The sequence below is a fragment of the Chitinophaga horti genome (genome assembly GCF_022867795.2).
GTDB classification, from domain to species: Bacteria; Bacteroidota; Bacteroidia; order Chitinophagales; family Chitinophagaceae; genus Chitinophaga; species Chitinophaga horti.
The window spans coordinates 829,942-852,150 of sequence record NZ_CP107006.1 but is presented as its reverse complement, the minus strand read 5'-3'; the positions used below and the strand labels follow the sequence as shown (position 1 = coordinate 852,150).

Sequence of the window (22,209 nt, the reverse complement as noted above, 5' to 3'; positions counted from 1 at the left end):
TTTCCGTTTGCGATTAAAGTATAATAAAAGGTTTCCAGGCCATCTCTTTGATCTTGCCAAAACCGGTGTACCGCTTCTGCGTATCGGGTATGATAGCGCCGCTGGACTGGTTTACCTGCATCTGGTAAACGGAGCCGGTCTGGGTTTGCTCGTTATAGGTGGCGATGTATAATATTTTACAGATGTTCTTCGGATCGTAGAACCTGCCGGAAGCCGGGTTGGTGTTGTAATACTTCTGCAGGGAAATGTTTGTGATCTTTTCTCCCGCGGGAACCGTCCATAGTTTGTCGGTAATACCAGCGGTGTAGCGGAATTGGTAGAGGCTGGAGGGAGAACTGTAGTAACATACTTCCCCGTAGTAACCGGTAGCCATCGCCACGGCATCGGCAATCTCCGGGCTGTTGCTCATATCGTATTTACCTTTACCTATCGTCGCAATTTCCCCGGTCCTGAAATCGGCAGTGAGCAGGAAGTGTTTGCCAGCTGCATCTGCCATGATAAAGTGCTCCCAATAGTTCCAGCCCAGGTCGGCAAACTTGAAGGTCATGCCTACGTTGTTCACGTCGAAGGCGGCGGTAGGGTTTTGCACCGTGGTAAACGGTATCAGTTCATTCCCACGGGCCACTACTTTCATAAACTTCTTGTTGGTCTGATCGTACAACACCGCATCGAAAGCCGCACCGGAGGTAGTCGCCATCCAGGGCGCAAGACTGCCGTAGTTGCCGGTCAGCGCATCTTCAAAAGCACGACGACCATTACCCAAAATCGTGTAGTCGATCACGTGCAGTCGGTTGTTGTTGATCATGAACTCCTTTCTCCGTTCGGTTACATGTACCAATTGGGGCGCCTTTACCGCAGGTGTCGTCCAGAAGATCGACTCGAAGTTATCGATACGTTCGAAAGTGCTGGGGTTCACAGACACTGCTTCTCCCCCGCTTTGAATGTATAATTTATGCGCACCGGTAAGGTTCACCAGCGAATAGATGATGGAGCCTGGCGTACCCGCCATCGGCGCATTGTTCGAATTGGAATAGATGTCGAGCAGTACTCTTTCGGACGTTACCGCCGTTTTGCTGATCTCGTTGTTGACGATCATCCCTACGTCTGTATGACCGTTCCTTTCGTACAATACCATCCAGCCTTCTGCCAGCGATGGCGTAATAGCGACGGCGAACTTGGCGAAGGCCTTGATCTTTGTTTTTGTATTAGTAACGGTAAACAACAGTTCCCAGATCGCTTCCTTCTTATCCATAATGGCTTTAAGGCCGATGGTACTGTCGAGCGTGTACTTTTCCAGGATAGATGGATTAAGTGAACTGGGATACATTTCCCAGGCGAAGCTCAGCTCCTCAAACTGCGGTGCTGCCGGGTTTACCACTTCTCCCTTGTAAGTCACTACGGGATTCAGTTTGAGGGTATCGAAACGCAGCATGGAATAAGAAGCTGCCAGGTCCGACACGTCGATATTGATACTATCCAGTTGAATGTAATCATAATTGCCCCGGTCTTTGGAACAGCTTCCAAATGCGACCAGCATGGCTAAACACAAACCTATATAGACTGTTACTTTCATAATTCAGTTAAGGGATGGTGATAAGATTGTTGTTTTCATCTCTCAGCGGGTTACCGGGATTAGCTGCGTTGTAAACATTTAACTGTTTGATGCAGCTGTTCTTGTAATAGGTAACCGTCGTGAAGTCCACTTCTCCCTCCTTCAATGTACCGGCGCTCAGCACCCTGAAGATGGGCGCTTTCCCGATCACGGTGGTGATGAACTGAAACTTCACATTGCTGTACACGCCGAAGTAGGTAGACAGTTTGGTATAGGGATACGGGTCTACGTCCCAGTGGGCCGGTTTGGCAAATATATCTTTCAGGATAATGGTTACTTTAGAAGATTCGATCAGTCCTCTTTTCAGATCGCCGGTTTCGGACACGCCAAATACAATGCGGGCGCCGTTCACCTTAAAATCGTTGGTACGTTTGATATAGATCGCAAAGGTATCCGTATAGCCGTTACCCCTGATCGTATAGTCGCCGAATTCGTAATGCACGCCCTGTTTTACGCGGTTGGTATCACCACCAATGGCTTTTAATACAAAGCGGCGATCTTGCGCGGTCGTGTTACCCAGCACCATGGCGGTAAAAACAACGGAGTCGGTAGGCACCGCCGGACGAAAGGCAAAGTTATATTCCATGCTGTCGGGTTTGGCAGACAGCGAGGTGCCTAACCAGATGTTCACCGCATCTGTCTCCGACTTATAAGTAATTTCAGATGACTTCTGGCAGGAGAAGAAGGTGATAGTCATCAACAGCAATAGTAGTATCCTATTCATGAATGTCGTTTTTATTGGTTATCCACGCGGTTTACACCGTTCTCATATTCAGCCAGCGGCATCGGCAGTTTGTAGCCTTTCAGGGCGATCAGGTCCAGGCCGGAAGCCTTGGGAATGGCGGCATTGTTCTTTCTCTTGTGATAGAAGAACAGTTGCCCTTCGCCGATAAACTCTTTCCTGTACTCCTGTGCCAGCACGGCATCGAAATCAGCTACATTGATAGGCGAAGCAGCCAGGCCACGCGCCTTCCGCAGTTCGTTCACATGACCGGCAGCAGCATCGAAGTCGACTTTCACTAAACTTTCTGCAGCGATGAGATGCATTTCGGATAGCTTCAGCAGCGGCATTTTGTTTCGGTAAGCCATTGGCCACGAAGCATCGGTGAGTTGGGTGTACATGTTAAAGTAGTAGTCGCCCAGGTCGTTGATGCGGAACCAGTGCAGGTAACGATAGTCTTCGGCGGCGCTGTTGTAGTAGTCGCCCAGGCTAGCTTTGTAGATGTAAAACACACTGCTGCCGGTGTTGCTGAAAGAGTTGTTCGAGATCACACCCAGTCGGATATTGTTCAACGCAAACAAGTGTTCCGATGAAAAGGTTAGATCGGCCGTTGACCGGTTGCTCAACGCTGCAGCCGACACCCACGGGAACTTCGTCGACTCGATCACTGCCTTTGCGTTGGCCAGTGCGTTAACGAAATCGCTTTTATAGAGATATACACGTGCCAGCAAACCTTTTACTGCATAGTAGTTCAGATGCACCTGGCGGTTGATCAGGTAACCGTTATCGTCTGCGATAGTTACTACCTTACCGGTGAAAATCGGGTCCGACTTCAGCAATTCTTCTGCAGCCACCAGGTCGGCAATCACTTTATCGATCACCTGTGTAACCGACAACTGCGGGAAGATGGCTTTAGAGCTGCTCGTCACATAAGGGATCGTCAGCTTATCCGGGTTCTCGGCGTAACTGGCGCCAAAGGCACGCAGCAGGTCGAAGTGGATAAACGCCCGTAGGGCCAGCGCCTCGCCTTTGATCACCTGGTAGTTTACACCGCTGAAAACAGACTTCTGCTGGTCGATGTTCTCCAGTATCTTATTATCGTTGGCGATGGAATTATATAAACCATTCCAGATCGCATCGATGCGGTTAAGCGAGGTCACGCTGGATTGATAAGTGTAGCTTTTATCGGCTGCATAGCTCGAGTTCTGGTAATCCCACTCACAACCCAGTACACCCATCAACCCAAAAGTCATTTCTTTACCATACAGCGGCTCGTATGTAAGCGAACTGTATACGCCGGACAACGCCTCTTTAAACCCTGTTTCGGTAGAGAACAACTCGGTGTCCTTTACTTGTGATTCGGGCTTTACGTCCAGCCATTTATTACACGAGGCGAATGTTACCAGAACGGCCAGTAGTGGTGCCACCCGCTGAAATATGATGTTTGTTTTCATTTGCTTCAAGTTTAAAAGGTAGCTTGAACGGAAAAAGAAATGTTGCGCGCGAAAGGATAACTAAGGCCCCGTTCTGCCTTTACAGACGACAGTACAAACAAGTCGTTCGTAAACATGGTTACGCGCAAACGCTGCATGGTCGTTCTTTTCAGGAAGGCCGCATCTTTAAAATCGTAGGTCAGGTTCAGGGACGACATAGTGAGTTCATTCATGTCCTGTACGAAACGGGAAGACGGGTTGGTACGGCTCGGCGTTGGCGTAATGGCTTTGAAGAACGTTACGTCGCCGGGCTTCGTCCAGGTACCGCTGAACACGCGGTTGTCCACATTGTATTGGATGTCCACGTTCTCTACACGATCTACCAGGGTTTGATTGTAGTACTGTCCGCCCACACGATACATGAATGCACAGTTCAGTCCCCAGCCTTTATACTGTGAGTTGAAACCAAAGCTACCGTTCAGCAGCGGGTTAGAATCACCGAAACGTACCTGGTCGTTTGCGTCCCATACAAACGTCTTCTCGCCATTGGTTTTCAGGAAGATTTCTTTACCTGTGGAAGGATCGATGCCCAATGAGTGTACTGCATAAATAGCAGTGGTTGATTCGCCTTCTTTGTAACGGATGAACGGCGCTGTTTCGCCGGAAGCCGCCCTGGCCGCTTCACGCTGATCGTTCAGTGATTTGAGGGCGTCGGAGATGCGTACCAGTTTGTTTTTATATCCGCCCGCACTTACGAACACGTTGAGGAAAGATCCGTTTTTAGGATTCGCGATTACCTTCATACTCAGGGTCGCATCAATGCCTTTGTTCTGTACGCCACCCAGATTTTCTTTGATGGTCTGGAAGCCCGTGGAACCTGGCAATGGCAGATCGGTAAGCAGGTTATCGGTATTGCTGATGTAGTAATCGAAACGTAAACCGAAACGGTTAAACAGTTTCAGGTCGATACCGAAGTTATAGTCCTGTGTTTCCTGCCACTTCAACTCGTTGTTGGCAAGCGCCATCAGCTTCGCACCCACGATGTTATCATAGTAAGTGTCGGTGAAGTAGGTATAGGTCGACATCGCCTGGTACGGATTGAAGTTCTGGCTGCCGGTATAACCCGTTGAGGTGCGCAGTTTCAACTGATCTATCCAGGTGATATTTTTGAAAAAGTTCTCGTTGTGCACGTTCCAGCCTAAACCGGCCGACCAGAAGCTGCCCCATTTATTATCCGCACCAAAGATGCTGGAGCCCTGGCGACGGTAAGTGAGATCGGTAAGAAAGCGATCGTCGTAAGAATAGTTGAGTGCTGATAATACACCCGTTTCCCTCGACTTGGCATCGGATCCCATCGGGCGGCCGTTCAAGGCATATTGTTTGGCGAAGCTGATATTGTCTACCCGATCATTCAGGAAGCCCTGCGCAGCCATACCATGTGTTTCACCGCTCACGTCAGCGATGTTACCGCCAATGTTGAGGAATACCAGGTGTTTGCCCCATTGTTTGGAGTAGTTAAGCGTGAGGTCCGAACGGAGCGATACATCGCGACCATCGGTGATGGAGTAGTCGCCACGCATGAAAAACATGGAGTCCGGGTAGTCAATGTACCGCGTGCTGCTCGCAGGATAAAAGTCTTCGCGGCTGGTCTGGTGCAGGTTATAAGAAAAGCGACCGATCAACCTTAATGTTTTCGCGAGGCTCCACTCCGCCTGGAAGTTATTGGTGATATCGATGTAGCGTGAAAAGTTCTTCGTTCCGATAGATGCATCGTACATCGGGTTAAAGTACGTATCCGGCGTACCCGTACCGCGACTGAACGTTCCCAGTACACGTTTCAGGTTGCCTTTATCGTCGTAGGGCGTCCAGTAAGGATTGAGGCGGGCATACTGCGCGAAAGAGCCATAGGGAGAATCGTCGCTGCGGTTGAAGCCCACCGTTAAGTTATTCCGGAATAAAAACTTCTTTACACGGTAAGAAAGAAAGATGTTGGCTGAAGTCGTTTTACGGTCCGATTCCTTCATGGCACCTTTGATATCGTTATAGGTAAGATCGGCGCCGTAACGAAAAAATTCATCACCGCCTTCGATCGATACCGTATGCTTTTGGCCTACGCCTGTTTGTACCGGCTTGGCCAGCCAGTCCGTATTCACACCGCGCACCACTTCCGAATAAATCTGGTTGTATTGTTCGGCCAGTGCTTGTGCGGAGTGATAATACGTAGCATTATAGCGGCCTGCATTCACTTCTGCCTGCAACTTTTCTGTGGCATTGGTGAGGTTGTAACTGCTAAGGTCGGGCACGGTGAGTTTGAGATCGGCGGTATAACTTACGCGCAGTTTACCAGCCTGCGGGCGTTTCGTTTCTACTACCACTACGCCGTTAGCGGCCTTCGATCCGTAGATCGCTTTGGCCGTCGCATCTTTCAGTAATGTTACAGAAGCCACGCGGTTCATGTCCAGGTCGTAGATCCTTTCCAGGGTAGCTTCAAATCCATCGAGGATAAAAAGCGGCATGTTCGCCATGCTCGAGTATTCACCCTGCAAGCCAGGCAAACTGCTGCTGCCGCGGATTTGAAGATTAGGCAAGGTGTTGGGATCGGAACCTGCGATGTTATTTTGTATCTGTACAAAAGACGGATCCAGCACCTTCAGGCTTTGGATAAGATCCTGGTTGCCCACAGCGCGCAGCTGGTCCTGCGTAAAAGTAGCGGAGGAACCGGTAAAGCTTTCGGCTTTCCGGTTGAAAGGCCCCATCACTACGACCTCGTTCAGTTTTTCCTGCGATACCTCCAGGCTGATCACGTATTCATCGGCCGGACCGATAGGCACTTCTTTCTGCACATAACCTACGTGGCGCACCACGAGCATCCGTGCATTCGCGGGAAAGGTCATGGCAAACTCACCGTTCTCGCCAGACATGGTGGCGGCGTTGCCTGCCTCCCGGAAACCCAGTGATACATTCGCCAGCGGCAGGTTCGTTTCGGCAGAGATCACCCGGCCGCGAATCCTGCGTGGAGATAAAGTAGTAGCCGGCACCGATGTTTGTGTGGCGGCCGTCATACCGCCCATCTTTACCGAACTTACCGACTTCTTTTCCATAATAATACATTTGTTGTCGCGGAACTGGAATTCCAGCCGGGTAGACTTCAACAGCTGTGTGAGCACCTGTTTTACCGGTTCGTTCTGTGCTTTTAACGTTACCCGGTAAGGCGTTACCGACTCGTCATTGTACACGAACTTCAGTTTACCGGCCGTCTCCAGCTCGCGGAGCGCCTGCTTCAGGGGAACGTTCTGGAAGTTGACCGTCACCTTCGTTTCCCCGTTGTTTTGGGCAGTGGCGGCAAATGGCAATATCACCGCTAAAAAGGAAAGAATGATACCCAGACTATTAGACACCAGCCGTAAGCTGCGCGTATAATTTTCCATATGCATGCAAGTGTTTTAATAAGTGATAGGCACAGGTGGCCCGTTGCGACACTAGTCGTTTGGTTGATAATAATTAGACTCGTTTGGTTGATAGCTAAAGTTGATCCTGGTTGAATGTCAGACAGTCTGGTCGATAATGTTAGATTTTAGATTGAAAAATATGAATGGTATTGTTCGTCGCTGTGTATTCCAGTCCTTTGGTGAGCGTGAGTGCATCCAGCACATCGTTTAGCGTTTCCGTCGCCTCAAAAGTGGCCGTAAAGTGATATCTGGTAAGGGAAGGGTCGTCAAATACGATCTTCACATTGTATTTATTTTCGAGTAAGCCGGCTACCTGGCCGAACGTTTCGTTGGCGAACACCAGTTTGCCATCTATCCAGCCCAGCACCTCGTCTGCATCGACAGCTTTCATCTGCAGATCGCGTTTTGTTTTGCTGTAGGTTACCTGCTGATCGGGCGTTACGATCAACTCCTGTGTGGCGCTTACGGCCACTTTACCACTCGATACCGTTACCGTTACCTCACCGATAAAGTGATAAGCCCTTACGTTGAAAGTTGTTCCCAGCACCGTTGTGCGCGTACTATCCGCCTGAACGATGAAGGGCCTTTTCGCATCTGCTTTGACAGAGAAGTAAGCTTCGCCTTCGAGCAGCGTTACCTCGCGTTTGTCGCGGCCGAACTGTTCGGGATACTGCAGGCGGCTGCCTGCATTCAGCAATACTTCTGATCCGTCGGGCAACACCACCTTTTCGCGCTGAGCAGCTTTGGTAGCTACCAACACCTGCGGATAGTAGACCGTGCGGGTTTGTTGATACCACACCGTTGCCACTAACACCACCACCGCTGCTGCGGCAGACCACAGGAACACGCGGCGGCCCATACGTTTCGGGCGGCTGCCGGTTTCGTTGATGCTCAACAGCAGGCGGCTTAAGATCTTTTCTTCCGTAGCCTTCTCGCTGCCCATGGAGGCCTCGTTCCAGGGAACAGGGTTGTCCCGGAGTTGATCGATGGCTTCGGAAACACCTCTTGCTGTTGAATCGTCGTTCGTCCCTTTCATGAATGGTGCTTTAAAGTAAAGACACCGCAAAATCACGGTGCCCCCAAAAAGAAATAAAATATTTTCAGATCAATAGAGAGAAGAGTAATAAAGTCACCAGGTACTCCCCCAGCCGCGTACGGATATGCCGCAAGGCGATGGTGATCTGGTTCTCGACTGTTTTAGGCGCAATATCAAGCCTGGCGGCTATTTCTTTGTTAGAAAGATGTTCATGCCTGCTCATGATCATGATCGTACGGCAACGTTCCGGGAGTTCGGACAGTGCCTGGTCATATATCCGGTTGATCTCCAGGCAATTGACCCTTTCCTCCGCCTGTAGCGAAGAAGTGGCGTTAAGCGCATGATCGTCCACCTCAGTGAGCAGGTTATTTTCCGCCCTGATCCTGTTCAGCGCCCGGTTCTTCACCGCGATATACAGGTAATCTTTCAGCGAGCGGATATCCGTATCGCGCCCCTTATTCCACAGGTACAGGAACACATCGTGCACCAGTTCCTCGCAGGTATGCTGATTAGGAAAAATGCGGAAAGCGCAACGGTACAGCTCCGACCAATAGCGCCTGTAAATACAGACGAAGGCCGGCTGGTCCGCTTTTTTGACAAGCTCCAAAAGTTCCTGATCCGAGAGATCATCCAGGTTGCGCTTCATTTCTAACACCGGGCCGCAGCCCTTTTCAGTTGTTCGGTTGTGACGAATATAGTGCTACCTCGCCGATTATCCTAACCTGGCTGCGTATAGATAAAGGGGAGCCGTGGCCCCCCTTTATGATATATATAAAGAACGCCTTGTCTTGTTTATTTTCCAATATGTCAAAGAACTATAACAGCCTATCCCAAAGCGGCGGAGCCTTTTGCCCGGGTGCTTTGTAAGCTGGATAAGCTGCTCCGCTGCCGCTGGCCCGGCATCTTACGACGGGAGCCCTGGCGGCGGGCGGATTGCTACACCCGGCCAGCATGGCAGGGCTTTGCAAACGCGAACTGAAGCGGATATCTGCTATCCCGTTTCTACTACCCCATCATGCACCACCTCCCGGCACGCCACACGCACCATCGTTACCCGCCAGGCGGGCTGGCCGTTCTGTGGCAACGTACACTCGTACCTGCACTCATTCCCGGGCAGATCAGTTGCGACCACGACAATACTACAGCCCGCAGGCAAAGACAGGGGGCTATACGTCCACTGGCCGGAAGCTCCTTCTGCGGCCAGCCCTGCCTCCAATAAATCCCCGTTGGCATGATACACCATCACTTTTACCGATGCCACCCGGAAGTTATCTGTTGCATGAATGATGACACGGCCTTTCACGACGGTCGCCCCGTGGATGACAGGAGCCACCAGGTAATCAGCAATGGCGAGGTTATGAACGTTTTTGCCGCCAGTAAGGCCTGCCTTATACCGCGCGTTTAAGTCGGCATTTGCACGCACCCGGGCCGACCAGCCCGCCGCTTTCGTAAAATCGGCTTTGGTTCGCTCCTGGTTGGGCGTGCCCTTACCGGGACGTTTGCGCGGGGCCTTCGCGACGATCTTTTTACCGTAGCGCATGTACATCACTACCTGCTTACCGAACATGCCGGTGGCACCAGTGGATATGGCGTTGAAATCTTGCTGGATCATTTTTTCGACAAAGATCGGACATAGGTTGCCCTGGGGAGATAGGGGCAACTGTACTTTGGAGTAGGGTCAAATTGACATTTTCCGCATCAAACCTTTATCTGCAAAGGGATAGCGCGGGTTTTCACTATTTATGGCCCGATACCGGGCGGGATGGTTCAGTGATGGCTGGGTGATGGTTGGGTACCGCTTATACGCTTTTGTCACGTCCTAAAATAGGTTTGTACCCGGAATAGATAATCCGGATTAAGATTTACACCTGGAAGTCGATATTATGAACACAATCAACGACATTAAGCTCTTGGAAAGCACTGACAACGACCGTACGAATTGTCGCAATTGCTAGGCAAGTTTAGAGAGTGATTTAGGCAGATCGATTTTCTTTAATCTAAATAATCTTAAATCATCAAGCACCTTAATTTTTACTTTTGGGCTAAGAAGTTGTAAGTGGTTAATATCCGGCATTGGCGCGGTCAGATCATTTCTCTTATCTAAATAATTAATAAGTAATTTTAGGCTGATTGAAAAGATTAATAGTCTGTTCCAAGCAAGATTATCATCGCTATACTCTATCTCAGACAATAGTTTATCAATGTAAATAAACCAATTTCTAAATTCCTCATTCTCCTTATAAAGAATACAGAAGCTGGTGAAATCTAGCACTGGTGATTTGATTAATGTTTTATTATCATCAATATTCGCCATCATCAATTCTCCAATGGCAGTAAAACAATAATTTGGAACAACCGCCGATCGGGCAAATACTTCCTCCACTTTACAAATGTCAGTAAAGTATTGATTACCGGAAAGGCCCTTCAAGGTATTAAGGAATGCAATATTAAATTGCCGCATCTTCTTAGGGATTCGCTGAAACTTGTCCAATGCATCTTCTTGAATAATCTTTGACCACCCAAAATAGGTGGCGAATACGTAATAGAGGCTCATTTTCGAATTTTCATCCTCATAGCGATAAACATTAGCATTGTCCTTAATAATAAAATCTAATCTGCGATTCAGTGCCTGTGCCGACTTGAGCAATTTAAAGGAATAGGTTTTGAAATGATCAAGTGCCTGACGGTTTTGGATTATATTATGTGTAAACACATTCTCGCTCAAAACTTTGATAGCAGCACCAATAATACCTCCAACAACGCTTGACACCATCAGCCAAATCAAAGTATTTTCCTGAAATGCTTCGTTCATAGATTTTAGGTTGAAAGGGGTTGGGGAAGATTATATGAATTTACAGGAAAAGATTGAGGGCACCAAGCGTATCTACGTATCTACAACCGCTCCTGCTCCTCCGTTTTCCGGTTATACCCCTTCATCACTTTACCGCCCAGGCGGTACGTCACCGACACACCCACCCTGCGGCTGTCGGGTTTGTCGTTGTACCAGAAGTTCGTGAAATCGGATACGGAGCGGCCCTGCAGCCTGTAAGTATCAAAGATGTCGTTAAAAGACACCATAGTGTTCAGGCGGCCTTGCAGCCAGGATTTTTTAACGCCGGCTTCCTGGTACCAGATGGCGGCGGTGCGGAAGATGCCCCTTACTTCCCGGGTGGTATAATAGGTGGCCAGGGAAACTTTGAAACCGACCGGCAGGGAAATATCCTGTTGTAGGGACAAAGCGGCGGCCCATTGGGACAGCTGCCTGTTACCGGCGATCATCGTCACAGGGTAAGTGGTAAAATTTACGTTACTGTTCAATTGCAGTTGCCAGACAGGCAATATGGCGACAGGTACAGCGGCCGTGGCCTCCACACGCTGCATGGTGCCAAAGTTGGCACGCTGGCTCCTGATAGCGGGGGAATAGTTGTCGAAGGCCAGCTGCTCAGACATATAGTCGTTACTGCGACGGTAAACCAGGGAAAAGATGTAGCGGCTACGCAGGCTATAGATGGCCGAAGCGCTCCAGGCCAGTTCGGGCACCAGGGCAGGGTTGCCGGAGTAATAAAAGTATTCGTCGCGGTACCAGCGTACGGGGTTTAAGTCGGTGTAGGCGGGGCGGTTAATGCGGCGGCTGATGGATAAACTGAGCTGCTGTTGTTCGCCTAAAGCTTGTTCCATCAGCAGGGATGGGAACAATTGGGTGTAGGTCCATTTATTCAGGACACCCGATTTCGCAGTAGTGCCGTCGGCATTTGTATGCTCCAGGCGTAAACCGATGGTGATGCTGGTCTTATCAAAACGCCTGGCAGCAGATATGTAGGCGGCACTGATGCGTTCTTCATACAGAAAATGATCGCTGATGTTCGCGATATTCGTTAGCTGACCATTGACCACGGAGTCAAAACGATAGTTGTTATCATTACTGACATGCGCGAATTTCAGTCCGGCTTTAACCGTAGTTTGACCGAACGGCAGTTCCAGGTCCGACTTGATGGAGCGGATCTTTACAAAACCGGGTTGATAGGAAGCAAGTTTATTTTCCCGCTGAAAACTTCCATCAGGTTGATAGTACTGCATGGTCATCAACGCATCAGAGTAATTGCGATAGCTGGTGTAGTCTGCATCTACGGTGAATTTCTTTCCCGAAGAATCAATATCAAACCGATACCCTGCATTGACCGCGTCATAGTGATAAGGCTCTACGATGTTGTTTTGCGAAGCGGTAGTGGATCCACCAATCTGAAGCAACGATTCATGCAAACAGGTGAAATCATCGAGGTAGCCGTGGTAGTTGACGGCGATCGTGTGCCTGGCAGCGGGTTTCCATTCGGCACCGGCGCGCCAGGTGTAGTATTTTATTTTCTGAGATGTAGTGGTTTGCCTTTCCAGCTGTTCAGGTCCTACCGCATTACCGCCTTCTCTCGTAAAGAACTTATGCGGCGTATTATAATCGAAGGAGCCATACACGCTGAGGTGACGGCCGCCTGCATGAACAGCGATCTGCTGGTTAGTCATCGTATACTTACCGGCGCTGATGGCGCTGCGCAGGTCGACACCCCAGCCCTGGGCAGGCCTTTTCTTCGTAATGATATTGATGATACCTGCATTGCCGGCAGCGTCGAGCGAGGCGCCCGGCGATACCGTGGTTTCGATGCGGGCGATATCTTCGGCGCTTAACCCTTTCAGGAAGTTGGCCAGCTGCGGGCCAGACAGCCAGGTCATACGACCATTGACCATTACGTTTACACCGGCGCTGCCGCCAAATTGAATATTTCCTTCTCCATCCACGGTGATGCCGGGCACTTTCGTCAAAACCTCCAATGCCGTTTGCCCGGCACCGTTAGTAGCCTGTTGCACGTTGTATACTATTTTTCCCTTGTTCACAGAAACGGCCGGGCGGGCCGCCTGTACCGTGACGCCGGACAAGCGGGGCACCTTTTCGGCCGGCGCTGGCTGTTGTGCGCGCACCTGCGGCTGCAGCGCGAAAAACAAGCTCATAGACAGCAGGCAATATTTCATCGGGTACCGTTTCGATGGAAGATGACAGCACCGCCAACACCAAGCAGCAGGGTGAACAGGATGAACGGAGTGACCATATCACCCCAGTTGACAGGCGTTTTGGCGGTAAAGAACTGCGGCACATGTTTCGACCAATCCTCATTCACCACTGCGCTGTCGCCAAATATTTTCGGGTAGAAGTGCAGCTTCTTTTGTTCGTGGAACACGCCCGTACTATCGAGGTAAGCCAGGTGCCTGTCCAGGTCCGTACCCGCGATGGCCGTGAACTGCAACTGCGCCTGCATGGTCGGAAAGAACAATGCAGCATTCGCGGCAGAAGCTTGTCGTGCGAGCAACTTATCGCGCATCGCTCTGCCTTCTGCAGCAGATTCATCATCTCCTAACTGTTGCATGGCATAATACCACATGTAGTTGAACTTAGGACTGTTCCACACATACTCACGGAACTGCGGGTAATGTTTAAAGAAAGCGTTCATCGTACTGTCTTCGTTCGTATCCCACTTGGTGTGATAGCCGTCGCGTTGTTTGATGAAGGTGCTGTAAGCTTCCTTCACCGGGTAGCGGGCGGTGATATAGTTGTTCACCATCGCAGGCAGCAACAGGCAAAGTAGCACCCAGGCGCTTAACAACATGAGAGCACTGATACTGCTGCTCCGGCGTAACACGATCACCAGGAAGCTGAGGGCAGTCCAGAACAGGATGTACAATATACCAGTCGACGCAAAGGCCAGCAGGCGCTCGTTCAGCGGTAGCCCGATAATGATAACAGCAAGTAACAGCAGCACGAAAAAGAGTCCGAGCACCACCATCAGCCTGATACTTAATTTTTGCAGGATAAAGCGCAACGGCCTGTTTTCCTGCACCCGTACGAGTGACCAGGTGCCCTGTTCACTTTCCTGCGATAACACATTAAAGTTGAAGGCAATGATCAGCAGCGGGAACAGGAATAGTACTACGAAGCTGAGATCCAGGTTGCCGGTGAGCTGGTTGTACGGATTGTATAAACCTGTATCGTAACGCTGCCCTTCGAGGCCGCGTATGTTTAAATATTGGATAGACGAGTTTACGTCCTGCTGGCCAACAGCCAGTGCAGCCGTGGGATCGGGCTGATTGATGTAGGCGAAACGCAGGTAATAAAGCAGCAGGCCGAACTGGTCGGGAATGTGTTGCACGTTACGTTCTATCTGTTCCTGTTGCAGGCGGGTAACGGCTTCCACCGACACCTGTTGCTTTTCAAGGAACTGTTTGCCGATCACAATGCTTACCAGTCCAACGAACAGGAAAAGCACCAATGCTATCACCACCGACCGGCTTCGTATAAAATTCTTAAATGCTAAACGGTACATATCTTACAGTGCTTTTGCTTTGACAGCGGTGAAACGGATCAGGATAAAACTTAACAGGAACCATAACAGCGTGGCTGTAAAGGCCAGCCAGGCGGCCTTCACCGTAACGCTTACCGGTTCGAACGTATGCGTAAAGTCTGCAAACTCCGCCCAATGCTCCTTACCGATCATGTGTGGATGATCGTCCTTCGGTTTGCTGTTGCTGATGTATTTCATCTGCAACTCGTTCATCGTTTGGGCCAGCTGGTAACGGTAATCTTCGGCCTGGTCCTGGAACCTGCGATACGCAATGAAATCCGTACCGGCGAGTGCCATACTCATGTTCTTGATACCGATCACCGGATCGATGAGCGAGCAATAATTACTGACATCGTTTTGCCGCTCATATACATCGTACAATTGCTGCAGGCGCTGGTTATACACCTCTGCACTCATCCGTTCGCCCTCCCTCATCTGGAAACCCGAATAGTTGAAAGGCAGCTGCTGTACGGAGTCTGCATGATGGGCCTTCAGTACAGAATCCTTTAAACGTTTAAAATGCGGGTCGTTCGGGTTATGGCTGTCCCCTATCTGCAGTATGTCCTTTTCCACCGCTGTATCGAACTCGATCTTACCGGGTGCCGGATGTAATGCGCTACCAATGGCCTGAACCGTTTTAGGCAGCACGATGCTCATGAGCAGCCATATCCCCAGGAGGGAAAGTAAGGCGGAGCGGCTGTTTGCGCTTAGTGCAGAAACGCATATCGCGACTACGCTGACGAGCCAGAGGAAGCACAGGCAGCCGAACAGTAAACCGATCGTGCGTGCCCATACCGCGCCACCAGCGGGCAGCGTGGATTGTAAGGCGAGTTGCACGAGCAAGACCAGTACAACGGGCAACAGGAAGATCAGCGCTAACGTAAACAAGCCTACGCTGTTTCCCCAAATAATCGACCGAAATCCCGCGCCCTGACTTAACAGCACCTTCAGCGTGCCATTCTCCTTTTGCTGCGCGATGGCGTTGAATCCGAGAAAGAACAACACCAACGGTAATACGATCTGAACCAACATGGCGAGACTGATCTCCCCAAACCGCAGCAGGCCCGTGCTAAAGCCGGCCTCACTGAAGTTCACCGTGTTTTGTTTATGCGCCTCCAGGTACACGGCGTTGCCGGTATAACTTTCCATGCCGTAGTCGAACATACTCAACGGATGTTTCTGGCGGAAAGCGAACGTGCCGAAATGTGCCATACGATGCGGATGTTTATCCGGGTTGGCTTCCCAGCTTTGTCGTGCCTGTTGTTGAAAGTTGATGCGCATCTGCTGCTGAGCGGTGTACGTTTCGTAACCCGTTATCGCAGCGTAAGCCACCAACAGCAGCCATGCCAGGAACACGATCGTCATGGCCCGGCTGCGTATCACTATCTTGAGGAAATGTCCTGCTATAATCTTCGTTTGCTTCATGGTCTAAAAGTTATAAGTGGCAGTCAGCATAGCATTCCGCGGCGCACCGGGAAACAAACGCTGATAGTTCTGCGCACCGATCCAATAGGTATCGTTCAACACGTTGTTCACGTTAAGGGCCAGTTGCATATTGCCATTGCCCGGATGGTAGTAAAGCGCAAGATCGAGCAGCGTGTAGGCCGGTGTTTTAAAAGACCGGTCGAACCAGGGCACCCGATCGCCGTTATGCTGCACGCCGGCGCCTATGCCTATATCCTTCAGGCGGCTGTTTTTACGAAAGTCGTAGCGCGTCCAGAGGTTGGCGCTATTGTAAGGCGTGTTCTGTTTGCGGGCGTCTTTAAGGGCAGGATTGTTATCTTCCATGATCCGCGCATCAATGTAACTATAAGAGGCGTACACCTGCCAGTTGGGCAATAGCCTGCCGGTAATATCCAGCTCAAAGCCACGGCTGCGCTCTGCTCCCCGCGTGACCACCGAGTCGGGGTAGGCTGGCAGGTTAGCGTTCATCAATAAGTTCTGCTGATTGATCTCAAACACGGCTGCATTGGCACTCAGGCGGCCATTCCACCATGCTGTTTTAACACCGAACTCCTTCAGATTGCTAATCAATGGCTTAAAGCGGGCGGCCGACTGGTCGGTCCATAAGTAACTGCCAGTACTTGGCAGCAGCGTAGCCGTGTTGCTCTGCGGCTGGTAACCTTCTACATAAGTAGCATACACATTCACCTGTTTGGTGGCGGCATACGTAACGCCGATGCGCGGCAGCAGCCGGCTATTTGTAAAGCTCAGCTCCCGGTTAGCTTTGTAGTTCGTGATGTCTTTGAACCAGTCATGCCGCAGCCCCAGCAGCACAATGAGCTTTTGCCAGCGCAGTTGTTCCTGCACATACAGCGCGTGGATAGTTGTTAAGGCGGATGGAATCACTACGCGCGAATTGAACGTGTAGTCATTGATATTACGCATCGTGTACGACGGATTATTCAGGTCGAAGTGCGCGACGTTCGGCTTTGGCAGCGTGGCGCCATTGTACGTGATCGTCTGGTAATTGGCTGCATTGGCCGGCACGAAGGAACTGGCTATGGAGCCGTCTTTCAGCAGGTAGCCGCGTGCCGCGTTCTGGCCGCCGCCCATCATCTTCCGCCAGCTGCTGAGGTCATAACCGACGAGCAGTTCATGTTTGATGGCTGCCGTGGCAAAGCGGAAATTAAAGTAAACGTTCACGTTATCTGTATTCCAATGTTGCGCGCGCTGCACGAACTGCATGCCCACCATGGAAGTGACGGGCTGGTTGTTGATATCCGGTGCGTAGGCATTAGTCGTACGATGCTCCTGCAAATCCTCTTCCCAGGTTTGTTTCATATACGCTGCGTTCAGACTGATCGCCTCGCTGAACTTTTGCGTAAATGTGCTGGTGATGATAAACTCTTTCGATTTAAAGTGATCGCTGGCGGCACCCAGGTTCAGGCTGATGGGCGTGCTGGCGAGATTAGTCTTGCCTGCCACCGCACCAAATATCGGCTGACCACGATCTAGGTTGCCTTCCATATCGCTGTAGATGATCTCTACGTTGATGGCCGTTTTATCATTCGGGATATAAGAGAAAGAAGGGGAGATCAGTAACGCATTGTTGCGCACCAGGTCGCGGTAACTCTGCGCCCGCTGGTAAGCACCGTTGAGGCGGTACAGCAAGGTCTTTTCTTTATTCAGCGGACCGGTAAAGTCCAGCGTACCGCGAATCGTATTGAAGCTGCCGGCGCTCAGGCTCACGTCCTTACGCTCCGTAGCCAGTGGCTTTTTCGTTACCAGGTTAATGCTACCACCCGGGTCCACACTCGCAAACGACGCACTGGCCGGACCTTTCAGCACCTCGACCCTTTCGATGTTCGCCGTAAGCGGCTGCAGGAAATAGTATTGACGCGTACGCATGCCGTTCACAATCTGCCCTTCCTCATTCTGGCTGATCCCCCTGATGGAATACTGGTTGTAAAAGCTGGACGCTACCACACCCGGTATCACCTTCACTGCATCCGCCAGCTGGAACGCCTGCCTGTCCTTCATGATCTCTTTCGTCACCGTACCGATCGCCTGCGGCAAATCCTTATTAAGGATCGCCGTGCGCGTGGCACTAAAACTATAGTCACTATTGTAATTCCTTGCCGCACGGCCCAACACTTCTACCGCCTGCAGCTGCGCCGACTTTGAGTACAGCGCTACATTGTACTCCGTATCCTTCGACAGGTTCAACCACTCATGCACAGTTTCATAGCCGATACCGGTGACGATGATTTCCGCTTTGCCGGGTACAGGCGTTTCCAGCATATAATGGCCCAAAGTATCGGCTGTAGCCATCCGGGTGCCCGGCTTTTGTTTGATGGTGACGGAAGCGCCGGGAACAGGCTGTCCCTGCTCATTGATGATGACGCCTTTGAGCGTATGCTGACCGTTAGCGACTGTGAACGTGATCAACAGCGTGGCCAGCAAGATAATTAGTTTCATGGTAGGTAAGTTAGCTTAGATCGTTTCCAGGTAGAGTTCCTGTAGTTCATTGGCGGTAATGCCGCCCGTATTCACAACGTGCACCAGGCTGCCCTGCTTCATGATGCCGATACGTGAGCCCATATTTACCGCATTAAAGATGTCGTGCGTGGCCATGAAGATCGTTTTGCCTTCGGCCGCCAGCTCTTTACAGATGGCAGTAAACTCCGCCGTCGCCTTCGGATCGAGGCCGCTCGTTGGCTCGTCCATAAAGATCACGTCTGCATTCTTAGACAGCGCTATCGCGATACCCACCTTCTGACGCATACCTTTACTGTAAGCGCCCAGCCGCTTGTTGTGCGCCTCTGTTTGCAGACCGGCTTTGTTGAGGAACGTTGCCAGTTCTTCCGTACTGTATTTAAATCCGGCCAGGCGGCTGAAGAAATCCAGGTTCTCGATACCACTCAGGTTGCCGTACAGCTGCACTACTTCGGGGATGTAAGCGATCATATTTTTGGTGGCGGCATTATCCGGCGTTACCTCCACCCCCTTGATGAGCGCCTTACCGCTGCTGGCGGCCAGGAATCCGAGGAACAGGTTGATGGTGGTTGTTTTACCCGCACCGTTTTGTCCGAGCAGGCAGAATATTTCGCCCGCATTGATGCTGATAGATAATTCGCGCAGCGCCGTATACTGCTGATACGTTTTCGTCAGCTGCACGGCTTCTAATACTATTGACATAAGCTTGATTTAATAATGTACAGGTTTACGACTGCCTATGGCAGCGTAGCATCACCGTCCGCACGACGGATCGTTTTAAGAAAGGAAAGCTTACACTACGGGAGAGCCGCGTGTATTACCGTGATACACCGGAAGGCAGGAAATGCCACCGGTACGACGGAGCGTTCCCGGAAAGGAAGGGAATTACACTACGGGAGAGCCGCGTGTATTACCATGATGCACCGGCAGGCCGGCAATGCCTTCAGGGTGTGCGTCGATGTAAAAGTACCGGGTAACTACCAACTGGCAGTTCCAGTCTTGGTGGGTGGAGATGTAAGGAGTATAACTGTGATCACAAACCGGGCAGTCGTCGCCGGATGTTATCGTCTGTTCATGACCATGGTCGTGGGCATGCCAAAGCGATACGGGAGTTATCATAAACCCGTACAGTACCAGTGCTAACACTGATAATATGCGTTTCAGCTGTTTAGTATGCCCCATATTGTAACGACGTTGCAAATATAGGGGATAAATTGGGAAATGTTACCGGGTTCAAAAAAGAACCCAAAAGAAGGCACAATTAGCGCTTCCCCATCTTTACTGGTGAGATAAGCTATTTTTCCCTCACCGCTAACACGCAATGATACGCGCAACACACCAGCAACACGACTATCGCACCCCATTGTGCACCAGCCGCATCAGACGCAATACCCATCAGTAACGGGAACAACGCACCGCCGGAAACGCCCATGATGAGCAGGCCGGAAACTTCGTTCGAACGTTCGGGTTTTCTTTGCAAGGCATACGAAAAGAGGATAGAAAAAATGTTGGCGCAGGCAAAGCCGGCCAAAGCTACGGCCACATAAATAGCAGGACTATTAAAAGCAAAGAGTAGTAACACCATCGCAGCTACGGCAGCAACGCCGGAGGCAATGTAAAAAGGTCTGGCAGACCATTTAGCCAGTAATATAGCGCCCAGGAAGGTGCCGGCGGTTTTGAACACGAAGTAGACGCTGGCGATGTAACCAGCTTCCTTCAGCTCCATACCGGTGCGCTCCATCAGTATTTTAGGGCCGGATACGTTGAGGCCTACGTCAATCCCCACCAGGGTAAGGATGCCGAGGAAGTAGAGGAATATTTTTGGATCACCCAACAGCGCGAAACACTCGCGGATGGTGGAGGTGTTTTCTTTGCGGCTATCTTCCTGCAAAGGGGTGGCGGTCAGCCAGAGGAATGACAATAGTGTGATAGCCGCAAACACGGGAAACAGGTATTGCCAGTTATTGAACTGCGTTACGGCAAAGGCCGCGATGATCGGACCGAGAAAAGAGGATATTGCTTTGGTAAACTGCCCGGCAGTGAGGGTGCTGGTAAGTTTATCTTTGCTTACAACGTTTGTCAGCAGCGGGTTTAAGGCCACCTGTAACAAGGTGTTACCTATCCCCAGTAAAGCAAAAGCTGCCAGCACGATGGGTAAGGTGTAAGATAACAGGGGCACGAGTAACCCGATGCCTGTAATCACCAAACTCAATTGCACGGTACGTTTGCGACCTATCTTATTCATGAGCATACCGGTAGGTACAGAGAAGATCAGGAACCACAGGAACACGGCCATCGGCAAGAGGTTCGATAACGTATCGGACAGACCAAAGTCATTCTTTACATAGTTGGTAGCAATACCTACTACGTCCACAAAGCCCATAATGAAGAAACCGAATAGGATCGGTGCCAGTTGAAATATGCTTGTTTTAGGAGGCTGGGTCATAAGTTAATTATTTAAGATCGAGCAATGCCATACGGGCGTAAATCTCTGCGATACAGGCTTCGTCCAGCAACCACTTCGGCTTGCCGGTATTGTCGCGTGGCTCGCTCCAATCGTGATTTGTTAAGCCATTCGGATCGCGGTTCGTCCAGGCGTGATCAACCCGGTCGATGATGGCGGCAAGGTACTTTTTATCTTTGGTGACTTCGTACAAGGCCTCGTACCCGCGGAATAAAACGGTCGCAAACCAGGGCAGGTCGCAGAACGCGCTGCGCATACCTTGTTGTGGCTGACCAAAATACTGGTAAGCGGCTTCGGCCGATTGACGGGCATGTGTTAAATACTTCTTTTCATGCGTGATGGAATGTAACATCATGGCGGCCTCCAGCATAGCACCGGTATTGTAAGTGTAATATACCGGGTTCACTTTACCTGTAGCGGTTTTAATATCGTTCACATACAAACCGGCCGAGTCGCGCAGGTGTTTATGCATCCAGTCGTAAAAACGAATGCCTTGCTGCAGGTAGTATTTATCACCACTGGCTTTGTAAATCTTTAACGCCGCCAAAGTGGCCATGCCATTACTACAGGCAGGTTTCTGATCGCCGTGCCCTTCAAGCCAGGTGACGCCGCCACCCAGCACATCGGTCCAGCCGCTGAGAATGAAAGCGAATACTTCTTTCGCCCTGGACAAATAAACAGGATTGCGGGTATTCAGGTAAGCTTCTGCGTAGTCGATCGCTACCAGTCCATTGTCGTCATAATACCGGTCCACCTTTTCAAACTTAGCAGGATAAGCCTGGTAGCCTGTCGGGTTACGGGTAGTATCGCGGTACGCGTACATCGCAGCCATCGCAGTATCTGCATAAGGTTGATAGGCGGCCTTTTTACCGGGCAACCGTATCAACATATTGGAAGCTGTTACCACGCCGCTAAGCGGCCAGAGATAACTTACGGCTTTGGACTGTACGTTGCCATCCTGCATGTAGGTAAGCGAATCCTTATGCTGCTGCGGATAATATTCTGAAAAAAGGCCATGTTGCGGTACGCGGTATAACGTCCATACACGGTGAAACATTTCCTCTGCCCTGCGCTGGTATTCGGCGGCAGGCTGCAATTGCTGCGCGGAGGCAGATAACAGCGTGCAACTTAACAGCGTACTCAAAATCATTCTTCTCATATCTCCATATATA

The 22,209-nt window shown here is 50.6% G+C and carries 16 protein-coding genes; all 16 read right to left on the bottom strand.

The window, feature by feature from the left end; translation table 11 throughout:
* Window positions 1-13: 13 nt before the first annotated feature.
* Window positions 14-1,573: a PKD-like family lipoprotein gene (locus MKQ68_RS03610; RefSeq protein WP_264282119.1), complete on the bottom strand. Its 1,560-nt coding sequence runs from the start codon at window positions 1,571-1,573 to the stop codon at window positions 14-16.
* Window positions 1,574-1,580: 7 nt separating this feature from the next.
* Window positions 1,581-2,336, bottom strand: coding sequence for a DUF4843 domain-containing protein (locus MKQ68_RS03605; RefSeq protein ID WP_264282118.1), 756 nt, complete (start codon window positions 2,334-2,336; stop codon window positions 1,581-1,583).
* 11 nt (window positions 2,337-2,347) lie between these two features.
* Window positions 2,348-3,787 carry a RagB/SusD family nutrient uptake outer membrane protein gene (locus MKQ68_RS03600; protein ID WP_244841700.1) on the bottom strand — a complete coding sequence of 480 codons (1,440 nt, stop codon included), beginning with the start codon at window positions 3,785-3,787 and terminating at the stop codon, window positions 2,348-2,350.
* Window positions 3,788-3,798: 11 nt separating this feature from the next.
* Window positions 3,799-7,194, bottom strand: a complete 3,396-nt coding sequence (locus MKQ68_RS03595) for a SusC/RagA family TonB-linked outer membrane protein (protein WP_264282117.1) — start codon at window positions 7,192-7,194, stop codon at window positions 3,799-3,801.
* A 139-nt stretch (window positions 7,195-7,333) separates the two neighbouring features.
* Window positions 7,334-8,251: a FecR family protein gene (locus MKQ68_RS03590; RefSeq protein ID WP_244841708.1), complete on the bottom strand. Its 918-nt coding sequence runs from the start codon at window positions 8,249-8,251 to the stop codon at window positions 7,334-7,336.
* Window positions 8,252-8,315: 64 nt separating this feature from the next.
* Complete coding sequence (locus MKQ68_RS03585) at window positions 8,316-8,858, bottom strand: RNA polymerase sigma-70 factor (RefSeq protein ID WP_264282116.1); 543 nt, start codon at window positions 8,856-8,858, stop codon at window positions 8,316-8,318.
* A 384-nt stretch (window positions 8,859-9,242) separates the two neighbouring features.
* Window positions 9,243-9,863: an Ig-like domain-containing protein gene (locus MKQ68_RS03580; RefSeq protein ID WP_264282115.1), complete on the bottom strand. Its 621-nt coding sequence runs from the start codon at window positions 9,861-9,863 to the stop codon at window positions 9,243-9,245.
* A gap of 339 nt (window positions 9,864-10,202) precedes the next feature.
* On the bottom strand, window positions 10,203-11,063 hold the full coding sequence (locus tag MKQ68_RS03575) for a hypothetical protein (RefSeq protein WP_244841712.1): 861 nt from the start codon (window positions 11,061-11,063) through the stop codon (window positions 10,203-10,205).
* 80 nt (window positions 11,064-11,143) lie between these two features.
* Window positions 11,144-13,249: an outer membrane beta-barrel protein gene (locus MKQ68_RS03570; RefSeq protein WP_264282114.1), complete on the bottom strand. Its 2,106-nt coding sequence runs from the start codon at window positions 13,247-13,249 to the stop codon at window positions 11,144-11,146.
* Between the two features lie 17 nt (window positions 13,250-13,266).
* Window positions 13,267-14,616: a DUF3526 domain-containing protein gene (locus MKQ68_RS03565; protein WP_264282113.1), complete on the bottom strand. Its 1,350-nt coding sequence runs from the start codon at window positions 14,614-14,616 to the stop codon at window positions 13,267-13,269.
* Between the two features lie 3 nt (window positions 14,617-14,619).
* On the bottom strand, window positions 14,620-16,059 hold the full coding sequence (locus tag MKQ68_RS03560) for an ABC transporter permease (protein ID WP_264282112.1): 1,440 nt from the start codon (window positions 16,057-16,059) through the stop codon (window positions 14,620-14,622).
* 3 nt (window positions 16,060-16,062) lie between these two features.
* Window positions 16,063-18,555 (bottom strand): TonB-dependent receptor, encoded by a 2,493-nt coding sequence (locus MKQ68_RS03555; protein ID WP_264282111.1) that lies wholly within the window; start codon window positions 18,553-18,555, stop codon window positions 16,063-16,065.
* A 15-nt stretch (window positions 18,556-18,570) separates the two neighbouring features.
* The gene (locus MKQ68_RS03550) at window positions 18,571-19,275 is read right to left on the bottom strand and encodes an ABC transporter ATP-binding protein (RefSeq protein WP_264282110.1); all 705 of its coding nucleotides are present in this window, start codon (window positions 19,273-19,275) and stop codon (window positions 18,571-18,573) included.
* 183 nt (window positions 19,276-19,458) lie between these two features.
* Window positions 19,459-19,773 (bottom strand): hypothetical protein, encoded by a 315-nt coding sequence (locus MKQ68_RS03545; RefSeq protein WP_244841728.1) that lies wholly within the window; start codon window positions 19,771-19,773, stop codon window positions 19,459-19,461.
* A gap of 94 nt (window positions 19,774-19,867) precedes the next feature.
* Window positions 19,868-21,019, bottom strand: coding sequence for an MFS transporter (locus tag MKQ68_RS03540; protein ID WP_264282109.1), 1,152 nt, complete (start codon window positions 21,017-21,019; stop codon window positions 19,868-19,870).
* A 7-nt stretch (window positions 21,020-21,026) separates the two neighbouring features.
* Entirely contained in the window at window positions 21,027-22,196 is a 1,170-nt protein-coding gene (locus MKQ68_RS03535; RefSeq protein ID WP_264282108.1) for a glycoside hydrolase family 76 protein, read from the bottom strand.
* Window positions 22,197-22,209: the final 13 nt, after the last annotated feature.